This is a genomic window from Pantoea sp. BL1 (genome assembly GCF_000963985.1).
In the GTDB taxonomy this organism is placed as follows: domain Bacteria; phylum Pseudomonadota; class Gammaproteobacteria; order Enterobacterales; family Enterobacteriaceae; genus Pantoea; species Pantoea rwandensis_B.
Genome location: NZ_JZRH01000011.1, coordinates 12,373 through 30,836 on the forward strand (window position 1 = coordinate 12,373; position 18,464 = coordinate 30,836).

Consider the following 18,464-nt stretch of genomic DNA (forward strand, 5'->3'; position numbering starts at 1 on the left):
TTATGCCTGAACCAGTGGGCCGGGGTTTTTCAGATACTGCTCGCGGATAGCTTTGGCTGACCAGTAGCTCAGCGCCGCCACCATGCCGGTTGGGTTGTAGCCAAGGCCCTGCGGGAACGCAGACGCACCAGGGACAAACACGTTCGGCACATCCCAGCTCTGCAGATAGCGGTTAACCGCACTGGTTTTCGGATCTTCACCCATGATCGCACCGCCGCTCATGTGCGTGGTCTGGTACACGGTGGTATCGAAGTGCGTGCCTGGTCCTTTGGCGCCGCCGATGATCATTTTTGGGTTCATCGCTTCGGTGATTTTGCGCATCTTGCCAACCATAAACTGCGCCATCTTGATGTCGTTATCCTGCCAGTCAAAAGTCATGCGCAGCAGCGGCTGACCATAGACATCTTTGTAGTTCGGGTCGAGATCGAGATAGTTAGCGCGATACGACTGGTGCGCACCGTGCGCATCCATCGAAATGTGATGGTTGTAAGTATCGGCGACAGCAGCTTTCCACTGGCTGCCCCAGTTTGGCGTGCCTTTCGGCGTTGGCAGACCGGAGATCGGCTTGGTACCCGCCTGATTCACCCAGAACGGTGAGCCGCCGACAAAGCCGTGTGGACCGTGGTCAAAGTTGTCCGCGTTGAAGTCATCCACCGCCACGCCCGCACCGCCTGCCCCGATAAACGGGTTGGTGGTGGTGTTCTTGTCAAACAGCGCTTTCAGGGTCGAGATGTTCTGATAGGCAAAGTTACGGCCTACTACACCTTCGTTGCTGATCGGGTTATACGGTTTGCCGATGCCTGACAGCAACATCAGATGCACGTTATGGAACTGGAACGCCGACAGAATCACCAAATCCGCAGGCTGCACCACTTCACGGCCCTGGCCATCCAGATAGGTCACACCAGTGGCACGCTTCTTGTCATCCGTCAGATTCACACGCAGCACGTAGGAGTTGTTACGCAGTTCGAACTTCGGCTCCTGACGCAGTGCAGGCAGGATATTTACGTTTGGCGACGCTTTGGAGTACATGTAGCAGGCATAACCGCTGCAGTAACCGCAGAAGTTACACGGCCCCATCTGTGCGCCGTAGGTGTTGGTGTACGGGCCTGAAGTGTTTGCCGACGGCATATCGTAAGGGTGATAACCCACTGATTCAGCGGCCTGTGCAAACAGCTGTGCAGAATAAGTGCGTTTCTGTGCAGGCAGTGGGAAAGCACTAGAACGATCCGGCGCGTAAGGGTTACCGCCTTTCTCTTTGCCCAGCAGCTGGCCTTTGATCGACCAGGCGCTGCCGGACGTCCCAAATACTTTTTCAGCCTGATCAAAGAACGGCTCCAGCTCATCATAGCTGACGCCAAAGTCCTGAATCGTCATGCCTTCCGGGATGAAGTTTTTACCGTAGCGTTGCTCGTAGTGGCTACGCAGGTTCAGCTCCACCGGATCGACACGGAAATGTACGCCGGACCAGTGCAGACCTGCACCGCCGGTACCGGTGCCCGGCAAAAATGCTGCCAGCTGGCGATAGGGCACCGCCGTTTGTGAAGCATCGTGACGGATAGTGACGGTGCTTTTTGACAGATCCTGGAACAGCTTTTTGCGGATGTTATACGTCAGTTCATCAATCGACTGCGGGTAAGAACCATCAGGATAGGTATCACGATGCGGACCGCGCTCCAGTGCGACCACCGTCAGACCGGCCTCGGTGAGTTCTTTCGCCATGATCGCGCCAGCCCAGCCGAAACCCACGACCACTGCATCTACTTTTTTCAATTCATTTGCCACGGTTACGCCCTCTCCCCGCGAATATCCACTGACGGGAACGGATAACGTTCACCGCGCTCTACCCAATCCATAAAGTCGGCGCGTGCGCCTGGGAAGCCAATCAGCTTCCAGCCCACCATGCCCTGGTTTCCACCATGGATTGGATCGCTGAAGTAACCCTCGCGGGTGTTCTGCAGCAGGAAGGAGAAGAAGGTCTTAGCTGCCAGCTGCGGAAATTCCGCCTGGCCGCTTTCAAACGCAGTGAGCAGTGCGTCTTGCTGTTCACCGGTTAACTCGGCAAACACTTTGCCATGCTGTTTTTTGCTCCAGCCATCCGCATCAGCGAGGCCGAGGCGATAAATTTGCTGCGGCACCAGCGGAGACTGATAGCCCAGCTCTTTGGGCAAGTCGGGATTGAACGGTCCCTGCATGTACCAGTTGCTGCCGGTGGCGTAAGGCGTGTTCATTTGACGATCGATAAACTCCGGCACGCCAGCTTCCAGTGCGCCAGGGCCGCGTTCGTCATTGGGGATCAGGCGCGCCACTGCCGCAGTGATAAAGGCGAACTCTTCCGCCGTAAACCAGGTGGGCTGATAAGCGCGTGCTTGTTGAGGTGCGACGGGTTGCTCTGCTGCTCCTGCGGCCATTGGTACCACCAACGCGCCCATCGCCGAACCGCCAACGGCCATGGCTGGCGCCAGGGTGATGGTTCTCAGCAGAAAATCCCTGCGACTGTGACCATTTTTTTGTTCTGACATGACATTGCCTCATTACCACATGAATGCGGTATGAAAGTTAACTCGTTGCGTTGTATTGTTTTTTTAGTTGTGGCTTAAGGGATACAGCGTCACTGTTACCGGTAACAGTGCGCATAGTGTAACACTACAAACAGTATTAATTTAGTTTCTAGAAACAAATGCGCACAAATTACTTAACAACTCGCTGCGCTGCTTTACATAACTGCGCCGATGCTGTCATCGTCAGATACAACCCACAACAGACAAAACACTGTCTGACGCGGTATAAAAGAGTACACACAACAGCGGAGTGCCTATGTTTAAGTCCTATTTTCCGCGGCCAGCGCTGTTTTTCAGCTCGGCCGCGATTTGGAGTTTGATTGCGATTTTCGCCTGGTTTGGTTTTGCCAATGATTTGCCTGCCCTGTGGCCTTCGCTGCATGCGGCGATGCAACAGCCGCTGCCCACCAATGCCAGCCGTTTTATTCACGCCAGCCAGTTATGGTTCTATGCCTATTACTGGATTGTTGCGGCGATTTTCGCCCTTGCCTGGAAGGTGATTGATAACCATCCGTGGCAGCGCTGGTCAGTGTGGGGCGCAGCTTTAATCATCTTTGTCACCTGGTTTGGTGTGCAGGTCGGCGTAGCGGTTAATGCCTGGTATGGTCCATTCTATGATTTGATTCAAAAGGCCTTAACCAAAGCTGGATCGGTGCAGATTGCTGAATTTTACCAGCAGGTTCTCGCCTTTTTAGGTATCGCATTGATTGCGGTAGTGATTGGCGTGATGAACTCATTCTTTATCAGCCACTGGGTGTTCCGCTGGCGCACCGCGATGAACAACTATTACATGCATAACTGGCAGCGCCTGCGCCATGTTGAAGGTGCCGCACAGCGTGTTCAGGAAGACACCATGCGCTTTGCCAGCACGCTGGAAGATTGGGGCGTGAGCTTTATTCAGGCGATTATGACGCTGGTGGCGTTCCTGCCGGTGCTGATCACCCTGTCACACCACGTCAAAGATATCCCGCTGCTAGGCAACATTCCGTATGCGCTGGTGATTGCGGCGGTGCTGTGGTCGGTGTTTGGTACCGGACTGCTGGCGATCGTCGGGATTAAATTACCGGGGCTGGAGTTCCGCAATCAGCGAGTTGAAGCTGCCTATCGTAAAGAGTTGGTGTATGGCGAAGACAACGCCGATCGCGCGTCACCGCCGACGGTGAATGAGCTGTTTAGCCGCGTGCGCTTTAACTATTTCCGTCTCTATTTCCACTATCTCTATTTCAACATCACCCGCATTCTCTATCTACAGGTCGATAACGTGTTCGGGCTGTTCCTGCTGTTCCCGTCGATTGTGGCCGGGACCATTACGCTCGGTTTGCTCAACCAGATAACCAATGTGTTTGATCAGGTACGATCGTCGTTCCAGTATCTGATCTCGTCGTGGTCAACGCTGGTAGAACTGATGTCGATCTACAAACGTCTGCGCAGCTTCGAGCAAATTCTGGCGGATATCCCGCATCAAGAGATGATGCGCGAGTCGGCTGAGTAAGGTTGCGTTTTAGCGGCGTAATTGATGAAGTGAACCCCGAAAGTTGGGCACCACTCCAACGAGTAAGGGAACGACAATGAACAGTCGTAAGCAGTAACATCGCTTCAGGTGCGCGCGATACATCGCGCCGCTACCATTATGCGTAGGGGAGCCTTTAGGCTCCCCCCCTAAAATCCATAAAGTTGCATGCTATTAGAACAGCAACAATCAACCAGCCAGCACCGCAAACACCTTCTCAACGGCGTAAGCACCCGGATCTTTCACCCCATCCAGACTCTGTTTGTTCAGATAAGCCGAACGTCCCGCTTTGGCACTCTGCATTTTTGCCGTGGCATCCGCGCCTTGCTGAGCGGCTTTCGCCGCAGCGGCCAGTGACTCACCCGCCACTAACGCCTCCAGCGCCGGTTGCAGCGCATCGACTAACGTACGATGTCCCGGTTGTGCGCCGCCGTAGTGTTTCATGCGCTCTAGCCCATGCATTAGCGCTTGCGGTAACGCGCTGCCTTCCTCCAGCTGTTGGCCCGCGCTGGTGAACAGAATCGACATCAGCACCCCGCTCGATCCGCCCATCACCGTGGCCAGTTGCTCTCCCACCAGCGCCACCAAAGTGGGTAACTCATCCAGCGGCAGCTGCTTTTCGCGCAGACCGCGCTGAATCTTCTTCGCACCTGCCGCAAAGGTTGAGCCGGTATCACCGTCGCCGACTTTGGCATCCAGCGCGTTGAGTTCGCTTTCCAGATCGATCAACGTCTGCGTCACGCGGTCCACCAACTCAGCTACCTGAGCATTCTCGGACGGATCGAAATCCAGCACGCTGCCAACCTTTTCAGCACTCTGTAAACTGATCGGGGCGAAGTCATAGACCGGCACCCAACCCAGCACTTGCACTGGCGCATTCAGTGCCTCCAGGAACGGTTCCTCCAGCGCCAGCAATGACAGTGAGAACCCTTTCATATCCAACGCGCTGACCAGGGTTGCCGGGCCGATCAGATGGGTAACCCGCGCCGCCAGTGGCGACTGCAACACTTCACGCGTTAACACCGCCAGCTCCAGTTGGGAGAAGCCACCCAGGTTATTGATCAACAGCAGCGCCTGTTTGCCGTCTGGCAAGGACTGCGCCAGTTTATCGGTCATAATACTGCTGATTTTTCGGCTGTTTTGGGTATCCAGCGTCACCACGCCCGGCTCGCCGTGGATGCCCATGCCCAGTTCGCTATGGCCTGCTTCCACGCGTTCATCACGCTTTTCGCCAGGAATATGGCAGGTCGCGAACGCCAGACCAATCGATGAGGTAGCATCAATCGCGCGTTGTGCCAGCGCTTTGACCTTATCCAGCGATTGCCCCTGCTCGGCGGCAAAACCGGCGATCTTATGCACCAGCACCGTCCCGGCAATGCCGCGTGGCTGTGGATTTTCCGGCAGCGCAATATCATCCTGCACCATCACCAACTCGACGTTGTAGCCGAGATTTTTCGCTTTCTCCGCCGCCAGGCCGAAGTTCAATCGATCGCCGGTGTAGTTCTTCACAATCAGCAGGCAACCGGCATCGCCGGTGACATTGATGATGGCATTGAGCACCGCATCGACGCTCGGTGAGGCAAAAATGTCTCCGCACACCGCCGCCGTGAGCATGCCTTTGCCGACAAAACCGGCATGCGCCGGTTCATGCCCCGATCCGCCGCCGGAGATCAGCGCCACTTTGCTCTTATCCCAATCCGTACGCACCACCACGCGGATCTCATCACCGAGATCGAGACGGCTCAGGTTATGCCATGGCGTGCTCAGCAAAACCCCTTCGATGGCTTCGTTCACCAGATCGTTTTTCTCATGCATAAAAAACTGGCTCATTGCTTCCTCTCCATTGGTGTTGTCGAGGTAAAGGTAGCGTATATCGCGGGGGGATCGGGAAAGGAAAGTGCGGAAATGCAAAGGGCGGCACGCGCCGCCCTTTAATTCGGAAAACTACGATCAGAGATCGATTTTCAAAACGCTATCCGGGTTTTTTGGTGGCTCTTTACGCGTGCCCGGCTGCTTGATGCTGACAAAAAGCGCTTTACCGTCTGCTGACAGCGCCAGGCTGTTCGGCAGGCCAGGTGCTTTCACCGTGCGTTTCACTTTATAGCTGCTCGCGTCGATGATACTGATCTCACCCGCTTTGCGATGCGTGACGTACAGTTCGTTGCGATCGGCATTGAACAGTACCGCCAGAGATTCTGGCACATCAATCTTGTGAATCACCTGCTGAGTGCGGGAATCCAGCACCAGCACCTGAGGCTGTTTAGAGTCGCTCAGGAAGATGCGATGGCCCTGGGTATCCAGCGCGATATTCAGGAAGAAGTGATCTTTATCACCTTCAATTTTCTGGCGTTTTTCAATCGCGTTGAGGCGCGTGTTGATGGTCACCAGTTCGCCATCGGCGTTGGTCACATACAATTTCTGCGCCGCAGAATCGATAGCCAAACCGGTGCCCATCTTACCGGTGTTTGGGACGGTGCTGACCAGCTTCAGGGTTTTACCATCCACTACCCACACCACGCTCTGCTCACCGAGACCAGTGACATACACGCGGTCAGTTGCCGCATCGGCGACCACTTCACGCGGCTGCAGTGGACGGACAGTTTCGCTGCGTTGACGCGCATCCAGCACCAGCGAGTTCAGCACTTTACCGCTGCTGGCATCCACCGAGGTCAGCGCCGCGTCTCGCGTGTTACCAAAGAACAGCGTGTTGGTTTTCTGGTTGATGGCAGCGCCAAAGGTGGGCAGATCGGTGCTGATGGTCTGCTTCACCGACAGATCCTGCGGGTCGAGACGGTAGACGGTGCCACCTTTGCCGCTGGCGTTTTGCGCCGTGGCGAGGAACAGCGCGTTATCGCTGTTGCTGAACGCCAGTTCGTAGGCCCCTTTGGAAATCACCTGGTTCAGCGGCTGAGACTCCGCAGCCAGCACAGCAGAGGAAGATAACAGCGCCGTTGCCAGCAGCAATGGACGCAGCGCCCATGTTGTTTTAATCGCTTTCATAACTTCTCCATAGCAAATCCACCGCCTCATGGCAGTGAAGTGAAAGCTCGACAGTGCAACCAATTTCAAAAAGACAGCCCGAGGCGAGCTGACGAAGGATGATTTTTTTTGAGAATAGTAATCATTTAGAGAGGAAAGCGACAGGTTTTTATCAGGTTACCAACGCCGCCAGGGCGCCCTAAGGCACCCTGTCAGCACAGAACGTTAACGCAGACTTATTTGGTCAGTTCGGCAGTCATGTGCACGCCGTTATTGAAGTTGGCTTCAGTCACTTTATAGGAAGCACCAACTTTATGCGCCTGAGCAGCGATTTGCGCTTCGGCACCATCCAGCGTTGAAGCACATGCGGTGACGCTTTGCGCGAAGCTAGCAAATGGCAGAGCAGAGAGAGCGATAACAGCAACAAAAGTTTTGATAGATTTCATGGTCAATTCCTCAGTGAATGTTTTATCAGGTAAGGCGTCATCACCTTGTTGAGATAAATAATAGGCGTGAAATTGATCACAAAAAAGCGGAGAGATTTGGCAATGTCATTCTATTAATTTGAACAATAAAAGCACGTTTGGATTAACATCTGTACAAAGGGTTAAAAATCCATGTTTTGATTGAAAGGCAGGATTTATGGCTGTGATAGAGAGAATAAAAAAAGGTCACCCTAAGGGTGACCTTCCGGTCCAGTGCATCTTCGCTTGAGCAGCATTGATACCGCCCAAGCCTTAACCGTGATGCCTGACGCGCGTGAAAATAGTGATCGCCGCCAGCAGCATCAGCACGCCACTGGCGAGGAATACACCGCCCGCACCGTTAAGATCAAACATCCAGCCACCTGCCGCAGCACCCGCAGTGATGGCCAGCTGAATGGTTGCCACCAGCAAACCACCGCCGGATTCGGCATCATCCGGCACCGCACGGGAGATCCAGGTTGACCAGCCCGTTGGCATCGAACCAAACGCCAGTCCCCACATGGCGACGCCCGCACCGACCAGCCACGGCAGATTGCCAAAACTCACCAGCACCACCGCCGTCACGCTCATCACCAGCGCCATGCCGGTCAGCGTCAGAGAGACGCTACGCGTCACCAGGAAGCCCGCCAGCGAAGTACCGAAGAAATTCGCCACACCAAACGCCAGCAGCACCAGCGACAGCTGATTGATGTTGAGCTGTGCGCTATTTTCCAGGAACGGACGCAGATAAGTAAAGAAGGCAAAGTGTCCGGTGAACATCATGATCACCGCCAGCATGCCCCAGCGCATCAGGCTGTTGCGCAGCAGATCCAGCACGCCGCCGCTGCGCGCTTTATTCTCTGGCGGCATCGCAGGCAGCGTGAAGAACTGCCAGAACAGCGCCAGCACACCCAATACACCGGTCAGCAGGAAAATGTTACGCCAGCCAATCAGGCCTCCCAGATAGCTTCCCAACGGGGCGGCAATAATGGTCGCCAGTGAAATACCGCTGAACACTATCGAGAGCGCCTTCGGCACCTGATCGCTCGGTACCAGCCGCATGGTAATCGCGGTCGAGAGCGTCCAGAAGCCACCAATCGCCATGCCGAGCAGCACGCGCGCCAGCAGGATCATCGGCAGGTTCTCTGCAAATGCCACCAGCAGCGCCGAGGCAATCAGCAGCAGCGTGAAGGCCAGCATCACGAGGCGACGATCAAGACGGCGCGTAATATTACCGATCACCAGGCTGGTGAGCAGCGCCACCAGCGCGGTCACGGTCACCGTTTGTCCCGCTTGCCCTTCGCTCACTTGCAGCGAGTCGGCAATCGGTGTCAGCAAGCTCACCGGCAGAAATTCGGCAGTTATCAGACCGAACACGCCAAAAGCCATGGCAAACACCGCGCCCCATGCGGGTTTATCCACCGCTATACTTGTTTCGACTACTTCAGTATCCAGACTCATCTGCGATCCCCATCACAAAAATTCAGGTTGTAAGCATAGTGAGACGACGCAAGACGATCTATGATACAAAAACTTTGTTTTTTGATAATTCGTCTGGATTCGTATGAGCCGCTATGAAGATCTGACCAGTGAACTGCTGATGGGCATGCGCCTGTATGGCGTGAAATATCAGCGTATCGCCTTACATACCCCTTTTGGTTTGCAATACGATGACGCGCCGGGCAAGGCACAGCTGCACTTTGTTGGCCGTGGATCGTTAATGATCCGCTCAGCGTCTGGCGTAATCTATCCGTTGCAGGCGGGTGATGCGCTGCTGATCCCGCATGGCAAAGCGCACGCGCTGATCTCCAGCGAGGAGGCCATCTGTGAACCGATCGACACCTTCAACAGTAAACCGATCTGTGACAGCGTCTGTGACATTGGTGACAGCAGCGAAGGCTGCCCGGATGACAGCGATGTGATTCTGTTTAGCGCCTGCATGGCGTTTGAACTCGGCGGTATGCAGCCGCTGGTACACACCATGCCGGATGTCATGCTGGTGAGTACCTTGCTGGCGCAGTACCCTGAAATCCAGCCGATTCTTGATGCGATGGAGCGTGAAACCCGCGACCGCAAAGCCGGTTTCGCTGGCATTCTTTCCCGTCTGGCAGATGTGGTGGCAGCGCAGATTGTGCGCGGCTGGGTTGAGAACGGCTGCGGTAAGGGCAGCGGATTAGTGCAGGCGCTGCGCGACCCGCGTCTGAGCCAGGCGATGGCGGCCATGCATCGTGCGCCGGGCGAAAACTGGACGGTGGAACGTCTGGCACGCGAATCAGGCAGTTCACGCTCGGTGTTTGCTGCTCGCTTTCAAACGGCCACCGGCATGACACCGTTGCGCTATCTCACCGAACTGCGCATGCGGTTGGCGGTAGAGCGGATCGTCAATGAGGGCGAAGCGGTAGAAAGCGTCGCCTTCCACCTCGGTTATGGCTCGCTGGCGGCATTTAGCCGGGCGTTTAAACGCATTGTCGGCTCACCACCCGGCGCATTACGTGCAGCGCGCGAGACGCTTTAGCGGAACACGCCGATCGCTTCCAGCACGCGATTCGGCTGACGCTTCGGCGTATTTCGCGCAGCGTGCGAGTTCCTTTAACGGAATACGCTAATCGCTTCCACCAGGCGATTCGCCTGACGCTTCGGCGTATTCCTCGCAGCGTGCGAAACCTTTTAACGGAACACGCCGATCGCTTCCAGCACGCGATTCGGCTGACGCTTTGGCGCGTTTCGCGCAGCGTGCGAGTTCCTTTAACGGAATACGCTGATCGCTTCCACCAGGCGATTCGCCTGACGCGTCATGCGCCCGGACGCTTCGGCACTTTCCGCCACGCGAGCGGCATTCTGGTGCGTGATATCGTCGAGATCTTCCACTGCAGTACTCACTTCACTTAGCGCGATGGACTGTTCCGCCGTGGCAGAACTGATCTGGGCAATCAATGCCGTGACGTTTTGCACCTGGTCGACAATATCCTGCATGGTGCGCCCGGCCGCATCAGCGTGATGACTACCCGACTGCACGCGACCCGCGCTGGTTTCCACCAGCGTTTTGATTTCACTGGCGGCTTTGGCGCTACGCTGCGCCAGGCTGCGCACCTCACCCGCGACCACTGCAAACCCTTTGCCCTGCTCACCAGCACGCGCCGCTTCCACCGCGGCGTTTAACGCCAGAATGTTGGTCTGGAAAGCGATACCGTCGATCACGCTGGTAATATTGGCGATGCGTTTCGAGCTGTCGGCGATATCCGCCATCATCCCCACCATCTCCTGCATCACTTCACCGCCTTTCAGCGCGGCGTGGCTGGTATTTTCTGACAGCTTATTCACTTCATTAGCCGTATCGGTGTTGCTTTTCACCGTGGCGGTCATTTCATTCATGGTGGCGGCGGTCTGCTGCACGTTGGCCGCTGCCTGCTCAGTGCGACGGCTCAATTCGTCGTTGCTGCGCGCTATCGCACCGCTGGCACTGAGTACATTGATCGCCTGGCCGCTGACATCATCCACCAGCCAGCGGAACATCAGGCCGAGCTGTCCGATCGCCCGCAGCGTGATCCCGATTTCATCCACACGATCTAACTGATCCACCTTATGACTGGCGCCAGTGGCGACGCTCAATGCCTGGCGGCAAATACGCTCCATTGGACGGGAAATCTGCTGCTCCAGCCACAGACTCGCCAACAGCAACAAACCGGCCATGCCAGCGGCAAAACCGCCCAGCGCCATCGGTGCGACTCCCAGCAGCCAGACGCCGATCACGGACAACGGCAGCACGGCGATCAAGGTGGATCGAATGCGCCAGCGCAGCGGCAAGGTTTTCAGCAGCGAACCGAGACGACGCCAGCCGGTGCCGACCAGCAGCCCTTTATGGAAACAACGGCCTTTAGCACGCCCTTCACGGAAATCACGGTACAGCGCTTCGGTCTGACGGATCTCTTCGGCGGAAGGTTTGGTGCGCACCGACATGAAGCCCTGCACCTTTCCTTCGCGCACCACCGGAATCGCATTGGCTCGCACCCAATAGTGATCACCGTTCTTACGACGATTTTTCACCAGCGCGGTCCAGGGTTCGCCCTGTTTCAGGGTGGCCCACATGTCGGCAAACGCTTCCGGCGGCATATCCGGGTGACGCACCATGTTATGCGGTTGCCCATTGACCTCCTCCGGCTCGAAACCGCTGACCTCAATAAAGGCGTCGTTGGCATAGGTGATATAGCTGTTGAGGTCGGTGGTCGACATCAGCGTAGCGTTATCATCAAAAATGAACTCACGCTGTGTGATGGGCTGGTTGTTCCGCATGTGTGTTGTCCTTGCAAGATGCAGGCTAAAGGAAAAAATCAATTACACTTTTTTACCTTTTCGGCAGCGCAGGGAGCGGTCTTTAGCGATGAGAATTAATTTTTATCCTGAATTAAAGCCGCAGTGAATAATATCCCTGTTTTTTATGGCGGAAATCGATCGATAAAATTTTATTTAGAGTATATGAAATCAAGGTTTTGCCGGGGCGCAAAATGAGCAAGGTGCACATCAATGTGTACCTAAGCCCATCCCATAATTGATGGCGACCAGGCCGAACACCGCATCCGCTTATTGACGCTATTTATCGCGACTTGTCCACATACCGCAGTCCATTGACGACGATATTTAAGGCGACTCTTGCAATGTCCGCACTTAAAACTGCCACCTTACGCCCACGTTATAGCGCCAACCTTTGGCACCGTTGCCGCTGATCTCTTTGCGATAATCCGCCTCCGCATACAGTGAAACATCTTTCTGCAACGTGGCGGTCCCGCCTGCGCCCACTTCCCACATCTGACCAAAGTGGCCGCTGGTGAAAGTGGCGCTCAATGCAGGGTTCTCCACCGAAGAGACGTTGGTGTCCACCGTGCCGCCCCACCCTTTGTAGTAATTGGCGCGCAGGTAAGGGGTGTACTGGCGGTTGCTGTCATCCGTCCAGGTGCGATCCAGCCTTGCGCCTAAACGTCCGATGGTCTGGTTGTAGTCGCCGTAGCGCACCTTGTTACCGTCTTCATCGGTAAAGTCGTTCATGTTCAGCTTCATGTACATCAACTGCGCCTGCGGCTCCAGTTTGTAGCCATCGCCGAGATCAAATGGATAACCACTCTCCAGTGAGGCCGTCCAGCCATGACCTTTTAGCTTAGCCTCTTGTTTTTGTCGTGCGATATCGGTTTCACCACGATGCCAGTCGAACGACAGCACGCCATCCAGATAGAACCCGTTTTGACGCTGCCAGGTGCCGTAAAAGGCCAGGCTGTCGCTGTCGAAGGTGGTGCTGCTGTAGCCGTCGGCGGCATCCGGTCGAATTCGCGTATTACAGCGCGTGTAGGCTAAGCCGCCGCGCAGGCTGTCTTTGTCACCGTCGAGGCGCAGAACGTTGCCACCCACCTGCACCGCGCTGTAATCCAGATCGAAGTCGTAACCGTAATCACGGAAGCTCTGGTCACTTTTGTACTTCAGGTTGGAGCCGATGTAGCGCAGGAACATCTCGCCGCCCTCACCTTCCGGCCGTGTCTGCTCATGACGCAATTCGCCGAGACGCTTATGCAAATCGTCGACAATCGCGGAGGTGTAATACGCCAGCCCAACCGGTGCGGAGATGTAGGAGGGTACCTGCGGCACCACTGCGGGACGCGTATCGTAGGAGTGCTCAGAACCAAATGCATCGGTGATAAAGGTCGATGGGCAACTGTCGCCATCTTCACACACGTAATAATTCGCCAGCCGGTAATCCCAATAATTATTGCCACTGCCGCTAACCAAACGCTGGCTGGGATCGGTACTGCCCGGTGCGAAAGTGTAGAGACGGTATTGCCACGGCCCCGCAGCGAGATAGCCGTCTTTCAGGGCAAAGCTATCAGGGCCAGCGTTACCCGCGACCTGTGCCAGTGAAATCCCCTCGTTACCCTCAATGCCGCCATTGCGATTCAAGTCCGATAATCCGCCGGTGCTGCTGTCGGTCAGTTTGACGTTGACCAGCGTGGTGCCGGTGGCATTACCCGTGACATTGAGATGGTCGGTGAACTGGTTGCTCAGCGCGCCACCTGCGTTAAGGTCAGTGATCAGATTAAGCTGACCGCCGCTGGAAGCCAGCGAACCATTGATATTCAAGGTGTTGCCAGGCGATCCCGCGCCGTTAGTCAGGTCGAGAATACCGGCGTTGTTCACCGTGAGTGAATCCGCCGTGCCTCCCGCTAACGTCGGATGCACATTGTTGCCCGCATACAGCGTTGAATTTTCATCGATATTAATGGTGCTGTGCGCCAGTTTGAGGTTGTCCGTGAGCGTCCATTGGGTATCGGCAAAGTTAATGGTGCTCCAACCGCTGCCCAGGTTTACCCCTTTATTGAGATCGTCAGCGCCCAGGCTGCCGCCACGAGAATCGATCTGATTAAACGTCAGCGTATTTCCGGTTCCGCTGCCGCTGGTGAGGTGATAGGTGGTGCCGAGATCCACCTTATTGACCTCCGCATTATTGTTATTGTCATTGCCCATGGTCAGGCTGCCGTTAAGCGATCCGCCCGTCCAGCGGAACACATCGGACCCGCCGCCGGGGTTGATATCGCCGCGCACCTCCCCTTCGGTCAGCAGGATTTCATCATTGGCATTGCTGCCTGCCACCGCCACGGTTTGTGGATTGACGGTGATGATGTTGCCGAAGTTTTCGAAGAGGGTTTTACCGCCGCGCAAATCCACCACCGGCGCGGTCAGACTGTTGGAGGTGAACGTCCCGGTGTTGATGATAGTGCCCGCCGTGCTGGAGATCAGTGCCGATCCGCCCGCCGGATTATCGATGGTGACATCTGCGGCGGTGGTGACATTGCCGGTGGTGTTGGCGCGAATACCGGTGCCACCCGCGCCGGTGACATTAAATTGATAGCCCGAGCCCAGCGTTAAATCGCCACGGGTAGTCGATCCATCCGCATTGGCGATGTTCAAGCCGGTGCCGCTGCCTGACACATTGGTGGTCACCGTTGAGTCAGGATCAAACGGCACTGCGGTGCGGATACCGTTGCCATTCGCCACATTAAGCGTGAGGTTGCTCAAGCTAACATTGCTGAGTTCGGCGCGGTTTTCGATGCCGTTGCCGCTCCCCAAGACATTCACTGTGGCATCGCTGGCACTGAGCGCGCTGGCACCGTTATCGACCAGGATGCCGTGCGCACTGCCACGCGTGGTGATCACGGTATCGCTGCCGGTTAATGCCAGCTGTGCGCCGTCACTGATGCGCACGCCTGCCACACCATTATCGACATTGATCACACCGCCTTTGGCCAGCGTGCTGCCACTGCCAGACACATCCAACCCGGTGCCGTTCGCCACATTAACCGTGCCGTTATTGGTCAGTGTGCTGCCCGCGCGCGAGCGGATACCGATATTGTTGCTGCCGGTGAGGTCTAACGTGCCGTTATTGACCACCGTGGCACCGTTGGTGACATCAAAGCCGATGGCATTACTGCCTGCGCCACTGAGATTGGCATTGCTGGTAACGATAGTGGCTGCTGACGTGCCATCCAGCGCGTTGCTCAGATCGGTGCGCAGATTATTGACCAGCACACCGACGGCACGATTGCCGCTCAGGTTAATGCTGCTGCCGCTATCGAGTGTGGTCGCGCCGCCGCCTTCGGTACGGATCGCGGTGCTGCCCTGGCCGCTGGCGGTAAGATTGACATTCGCCGTGTTCAGCGTGCTGCCACGGCCAGAGACGATCACGCCGGTGCTGTTGGCAGCGCTGGCGGTGAGCGTCGCTGGGTTGCTGAAGCTCAGCCCTGCGCCATCATCAATACGGTATCCGCTGGAATTCAGCGTATTCACGTCCAGCGCGTTGGCGGCAGAGTTGATACGTGAACCACTGCCCGCCGCGTGATAAGCAATCTGATCGCTACTGTTGAAGTTAGGCGCCGAGCCAGTCGCGATATTCACCAATGCGCCGTTGAGCGCTTCCGCGCCTATCGCACCAGTACCGTTAAGATTCAAGCTGCCACTGTTGAGGTTAGCAATCGCCCGGCTACCGCTGGCGCTCACGCCTCTGCTACGGTTGGTGGCACTGCCGCCGTTGACATTGATATTGCCGCTGTTGTTAGCCGTGGTATTGGCCGTGCTGCCGCTGCTGTTGAGCGCAATGCCGGTTCCGCCGTCATTAATATTGATGTTACCGCTGTTGGTGCCAGTCGCACCGCTCTCCACGCGTATGCCGGTGGCATTCGCGCCGCTGAAAGCAATGTCGCCGGTGTTATTGAGCTGGGCCCGATTGCGTGCCAGATAGCCGATCAACCCGCTTTGCGACGAATTGAGTGCCGCTGCAGAACTTAAGGTGGTGCTGGCCACCGGCGCCCCACTGTTGCTGCCCGCCAGCGTATGTTTTTGTCCATCAACGATTGCGCCAATGGCGTTATTGCCGGTGAGGTTGATAGTGGTGTCATTGTCGATGGTGCCTGTTGCGCCGCCTTCGATGTTGACGCCGGTCGCCCCCGCACCACTGACGTTCAGCGTGGCATTGCGGGTGTTCACTTCGGTACCGCCTGTGCCGCTGCCGTTTACCGCCACAGAACCTGCACCTGATGCCGTGAGCGACAGATCGGTGCCATCAAAATCTGCGCCCTGCTCAACGCGGAACAGTGTCGAATTGGAAGTCGTGACATTGAAGGGATTATTGCCCGCCACGTTGATGCGCGCATTCGGGCCATAGGCGAAGAAAGCGATTTGATTGCTGCCGTTGCTGAACGTCGGTATCGCGTTGGCATCAACTTCCACTGTGGCATTGCCGCGCGCGTGCACGCCAATCGCGCCCGTGCCGCTCAGGTTCACCGGGCCGTTGACGTCCGCGCTCGCCTGCCCGGAGCCCTGACCCTCCACCCACACACCAAAGTTACGCGTGCCGCTGGCCGGATCGGCCCCCCCGGCCACGTTGATGGCCCCCGTTGAGCTGGCAGACGCGGTATTGCCATTGGTGGCAACCACCTTCACACCCGTACCGTTGACGCCGTTAAGGTTGATGGTGCCACTGTTATCGATGGTGCCGCTGCTGTTGGTCACCAACATCCCCATGTTCTCACGCGGCACGCTCGCGGCAGCACCATTCACATCAATAGTGCCGTTATTGACCATGGTGACTCCGCTGGCACCCGTTGCAGACATACCTGCCGCGTTCTGCACCTTTGAGCCAATCACGATATTGCCGTTGTTGATCGCTCTGCCGTTGGCCACCAGCGCAATCCCGCTGGTGAGTCCACTTTGATTCATCGCGGTATCCGCTACTCTGTCGGTGAGACTATTTTGCGGGCCAAGGCCAATATAAATTTGCCCATCGGCATTGTTGGTGAAGAGGGAGGTCGGTGCTGTCAGCAGCACACCAGAGGCGGTGCCGCGTGCACTGGAACCATTTACGCCAACGTTGATATTGCCGCTGTTGCTGGATGTTGCCTCATCTTCCAGCCGAATCCCCGCCACGCCATATTGCGAGTTACTGCCGATGGTCGCGAGATTCACGATGCCGTTGTTGTTAAACGCGCTGCCGCTCTGCACCAGCACACCGTTGGCACCATAACCGGTGGAGCCGATGCCGGTGCCATCCTGACGATTGAGGAACCCGCCATTAATGACGCCAGTGGTGCTGGTGCTGCCACTGCTCTGGTCAGAGAGCACCAGTGCCGTGCCGTTATTGGCGAGGGTGCCGCGGCTGGCGAGCTTGCCATCAATCACCGCCTGCGCGCCGTTGGAGGCTTTAATCGCCCCGCCTGTCGAACCCACGACTTCCAGTGTGTTGCCCGCCGCGAGAGTGACGCGAGCGTCTGGGCCATCGGCATTGACCACAATGCGGTTGCCAATCGGCTGCGTGACTTCATCCGGCGGCGTGGCGCTGACGTCGTACACAATATTGCCATTGGTGACGGTAACCGCTTTGTTGAACTCGGTCAGGTAGTTGGCTTTATCCAGATTGCCCGTCTGCAACTGACCAATCAGCCAGTTATTGTAAGTCTGCAATTCGCTGGCGCTGGTGACGGTGAAGGTGTGCGTGACGCCATCCAGCGTTTGCACATTCACGCTGCCGTTGTAGGTCGCAAGGTTCTGCACCTGAAAGGATTGCGTGGCGCCTGCACCATCCGGTGTCGCGGCAGTGCCGAAGAAGCTGATGCGATTGTTGGAATTCCAGTTCAGCGTGCTGTTGCTGCCCACCTGAAACAGCGTGGTTTGCTTCGCTGCCATGCTCCAGCTGTTGGTGCTGGCGCTGCTGGCGGCATTCGCTTGCCCAATATTCACATCAAGCAGGCCACCGTTGGAAACATCCGCGATGCGCGTGTTGATGTATTGATCGCCGTTAACGTTGACCACGTCCGGCACGGCGGTATCGGAAGTCACTGGCGTTTGTGCCACCAGGCTGGCGGAGTTGTAGACCTGGAAGGTGGTGTTACCGCCCGTGGTCGGATCGGGTACGGTGATGGCGAAGTTCTGTGGACCGGGATCAAGACGCGTCTGATTCAGAAACTGCGCACCCGATGTAATATTCACCTGCCCCAGGCTCGAACTCACGGAACCATCCGTTCCCGGGGCAAAATCTGGATTGCCGGTCAGCGTTTCATTGCTGCCGTTGACGTTAATATTCTGCTCGCCAAAAAGGTTGTCATTCACCTGCGGTGAATAGCTTCCCAACGTAATGGCTTGCGCGCTTATTGCCGGATAAAACAGCGCTTGCGCGGCTAATATTCCGAACGCAATCGGATTTAATGTGAACTTCATACTTCCTCCAGTGGGCGTGCAGCGTCCACGCTGTTATTGCAACAGCGTTAAATTCATCGCGAGGGGATAAAGCGGCAGGAATAACACCAACCCCGATGTGCAATTCATTTCAGAGAACCACTGTGTGAAGAAAGTCTGGTGCAGCGAATAAAGAGTTAATTCTGTTTTTATAGATTAATTGGCTTTAGGTATAGACTTTTCTGC

At 56.2% G+C, this 18,464-nt stretch carries 10 protein-coding genes; 2 read left to right on the forward strand and 8 right to left on the reverse strand.

Annotation, left to right across the window (positions count from 1 at the left end; all coding sequences use genetic code 11):
• Both VH86_RS06865 and VH86_RS06870 read right to left on the reverse strand, forming a co-directional pair.
• A complete protein-coding gene (locus tag VH86_RS06865; protein WP_045832358.1) occupies positions 1-1,785 on the reverse strand; it encodes a GMC family oxidoreductase in 1,785 nt (594 codons plus the stop codon).
• A 2-nt stretch (positions 1,786-1,787) separates the two neighbouring features.
• The gene (locus tag VH86_RS06870; protein WP_038643585.1) at positions 1,788-2,522 is read right to left on the reverse strand and encodes a gluconate 2-dehydrogenase subunit 3 family protein; all 735 of its coding nucleotides are present in this window, start codon (positions 2,520-2,522) and stop codon (positions 1,788-1,790) included.
• 295 nt (positions 2,523-2,817) lie between these two features.
• Between VH86_RS06870 and sbmA the strand changes: the two genes are divergently transcribed.
• Complete coding sequence (sbmA, locus tag VH86_RS06875; protein ID WP_045815970.1) at positions 2,818-4,053, forward strand: peptide antibiotic transporter SbmA; 1,236 nt, start codon at positions 2,818-2,820, stop codon at positions 4,051-4,053.
• A gap of 207 nt (positions 4,054-4,260) precedes the next feature.
• Here the strand turns inward: sbmA and VH86_RS06880 are convergent, their stop codons facing one another.
• From VH86_RS06880 to VH86_RS06895, 4 genes are all read right to left on the reverse strand, one after another.
• Complete coding sequence (locus VH86_RS06880; RefSeq protein ID WP_045832359.1) at positions 4,261-5,901, reverse strand: dihydroxyacetone kinase subunit DhaK; 1,641 nt, start codon at positions 5,899-5,901, stop codon at positions 4,261-4,263.
• A 120-nt stretch (positions 5,902-6,021) separates the two neighbouring features.
• Positions 6,022-7,071 (reverse strand): YncE family protein, encoded by a 1,050-nt coding sequence (locus VH86_RS06885; RefSeq protein ID WP_045832360.1) that lies wholly within the window; start codon positions 7,069-7,071, stop codon positions 6,022-6,024.
• Positions 7,072-7,286: 215 nt separating this feature from the next.
• Positions 7,287-7,496, reverse strand: a complete 210-nt coding sequence (locus tag VH86_RS06890; protein ID WP_045832361.1) for a YdgH/BhsA/McbA-like domain containing protein — start codon at positions 7,494-7,496, stop codon at positions 7,287-7,289.
• A 291-nt stretch (positions 7,497-7,787) separates the two neighbouring features.
• Positions 7,788-8,975, reverse strand: coding sequence for an MFS transporter (locus VH86_RS06895; RefSeq protein WP_045832362.1), 1,188 nt, complete (start codon positions 8,973-8,975; stop codon positions 7,788-7,790).
• Positions 8,976-9,078: 103 nt separating this feature from the next.
• On the opposite strand from VH86_RS06895, the gene VH86_RS06900 reads away from it, so the two are divergent.
• The gene (locus tag VH86_RS06900; protein ID WP_045832363.1) at positions 9,079-10,029 is read left to right on the forward strand and encodes an AraC family transcriptional regulator; all 951 of its coding nucleotides are present in this window, start codon (positions 9,079-9,081) and stop codon (positions 10,027-10,029) included.
• Between the two features lie 230 nt (positions 10,030-10,259).
• Here the strand turns inward: VH86_RS06900 and VH86_RS06905 are convergent, their stop codons facing one another.
• Complete coding sequence (locus tag VH86_RS06905) at positions 10,260-11,804, reverse strand: PAS domain-containing methyl-accepting chemotaxis protein (RefSeq protein WP_045832364.1); 1,545 nt, start codon at positions 11,802-11,804, stop codon at positions 10,260-10,262.
• Between the two features lie 372 nt (positions 11,805-12,176).
• The gene (locus VH86_RS06910) at positions 12,177-18,260 is read right to left on the reverse strand and encodes an autotransporter outer membrane beta-barrel domain-containing protein (protein ID WP_045832365.1); all 6,084 of its coding nucleotides are present in this window, start codon (positions 18,258-18,260) and stop codon (positions 12,177-12,179) included.
• Between the last annotated feature and the right edge of the window lie 204 nt (positions 18,261-18,464).

What these genes read in the sequence shown, in the direction of transcription:
- VH86_RS06870 (WP_038643585.1), bottom strand. Translation starts at nt 2,522, where the DNA reads ATGTCAGAACAAAAAAATGGTCACAGTCGCAGGGATTTTCTGCTGAGA.
- sbmA (WP_045815970.1), top strand. Translation starts at nt 2,818, where the DNA reads ATGTTTAAGTCCTATTTTCCGCGGCCAGCGCTGTTTTTCAGCTCGGCC.
- VH86_RS06880 (WP_045832359.1), bottom strand. Translation starts at nt 5,901, where the DNA reads ATGAGCCAGTTTTTTATGCATGAGAAAAACGATCTGGTGAACGAAGCC.
- VH86_RS06885 (WP_045832360.1), bottom strand. Translation starts at nt 7,071, where the DNA reads ATGAAAGCGATTAAAACAACATGGGCGCTGCGTCCATTGCTGCTGGCA.
- VH86_RS06890 (WP_045832361.1), bottom strand. Translation starts at nt 7,496, where the DNA reads ATGAAATCTATCAAAACTTTTGTTGCTGTTATCGCTCTCTCTGCTCTG.
- VH86_RS06895 (WP_045832362.1), bottom strand. Translation starts at nt 8,975, where the DNA reads ATGAGTCTGGATACTGAAGTAGTCGAAACAAGTATAGCGGTGGATAAA.
- VH86_RS06900 (WP_045832363.1), top strand. Translation starts at nt 9,079, where the DNA reads ATGAGCCGCTATGAAGATCTGACCAGTGAACTGCTGATGGGCATGCGC.
- VH86_RS06905 (WP_045832364.1), bottom strand. Translation starts at nt 11,804, where the DNA reads ATGCGGAACAACCAGCCCATCACACAGCGTGAGTTCATTTTTGATGAT.
- VH86_RS06910 (WP_045832365.1), bottom strand. Translation starts at nt 18,260, where the DNA reads ATGAAGTTCACATTAAATCCGATTGCGTTCGGAATATTAGCCGCGCAA.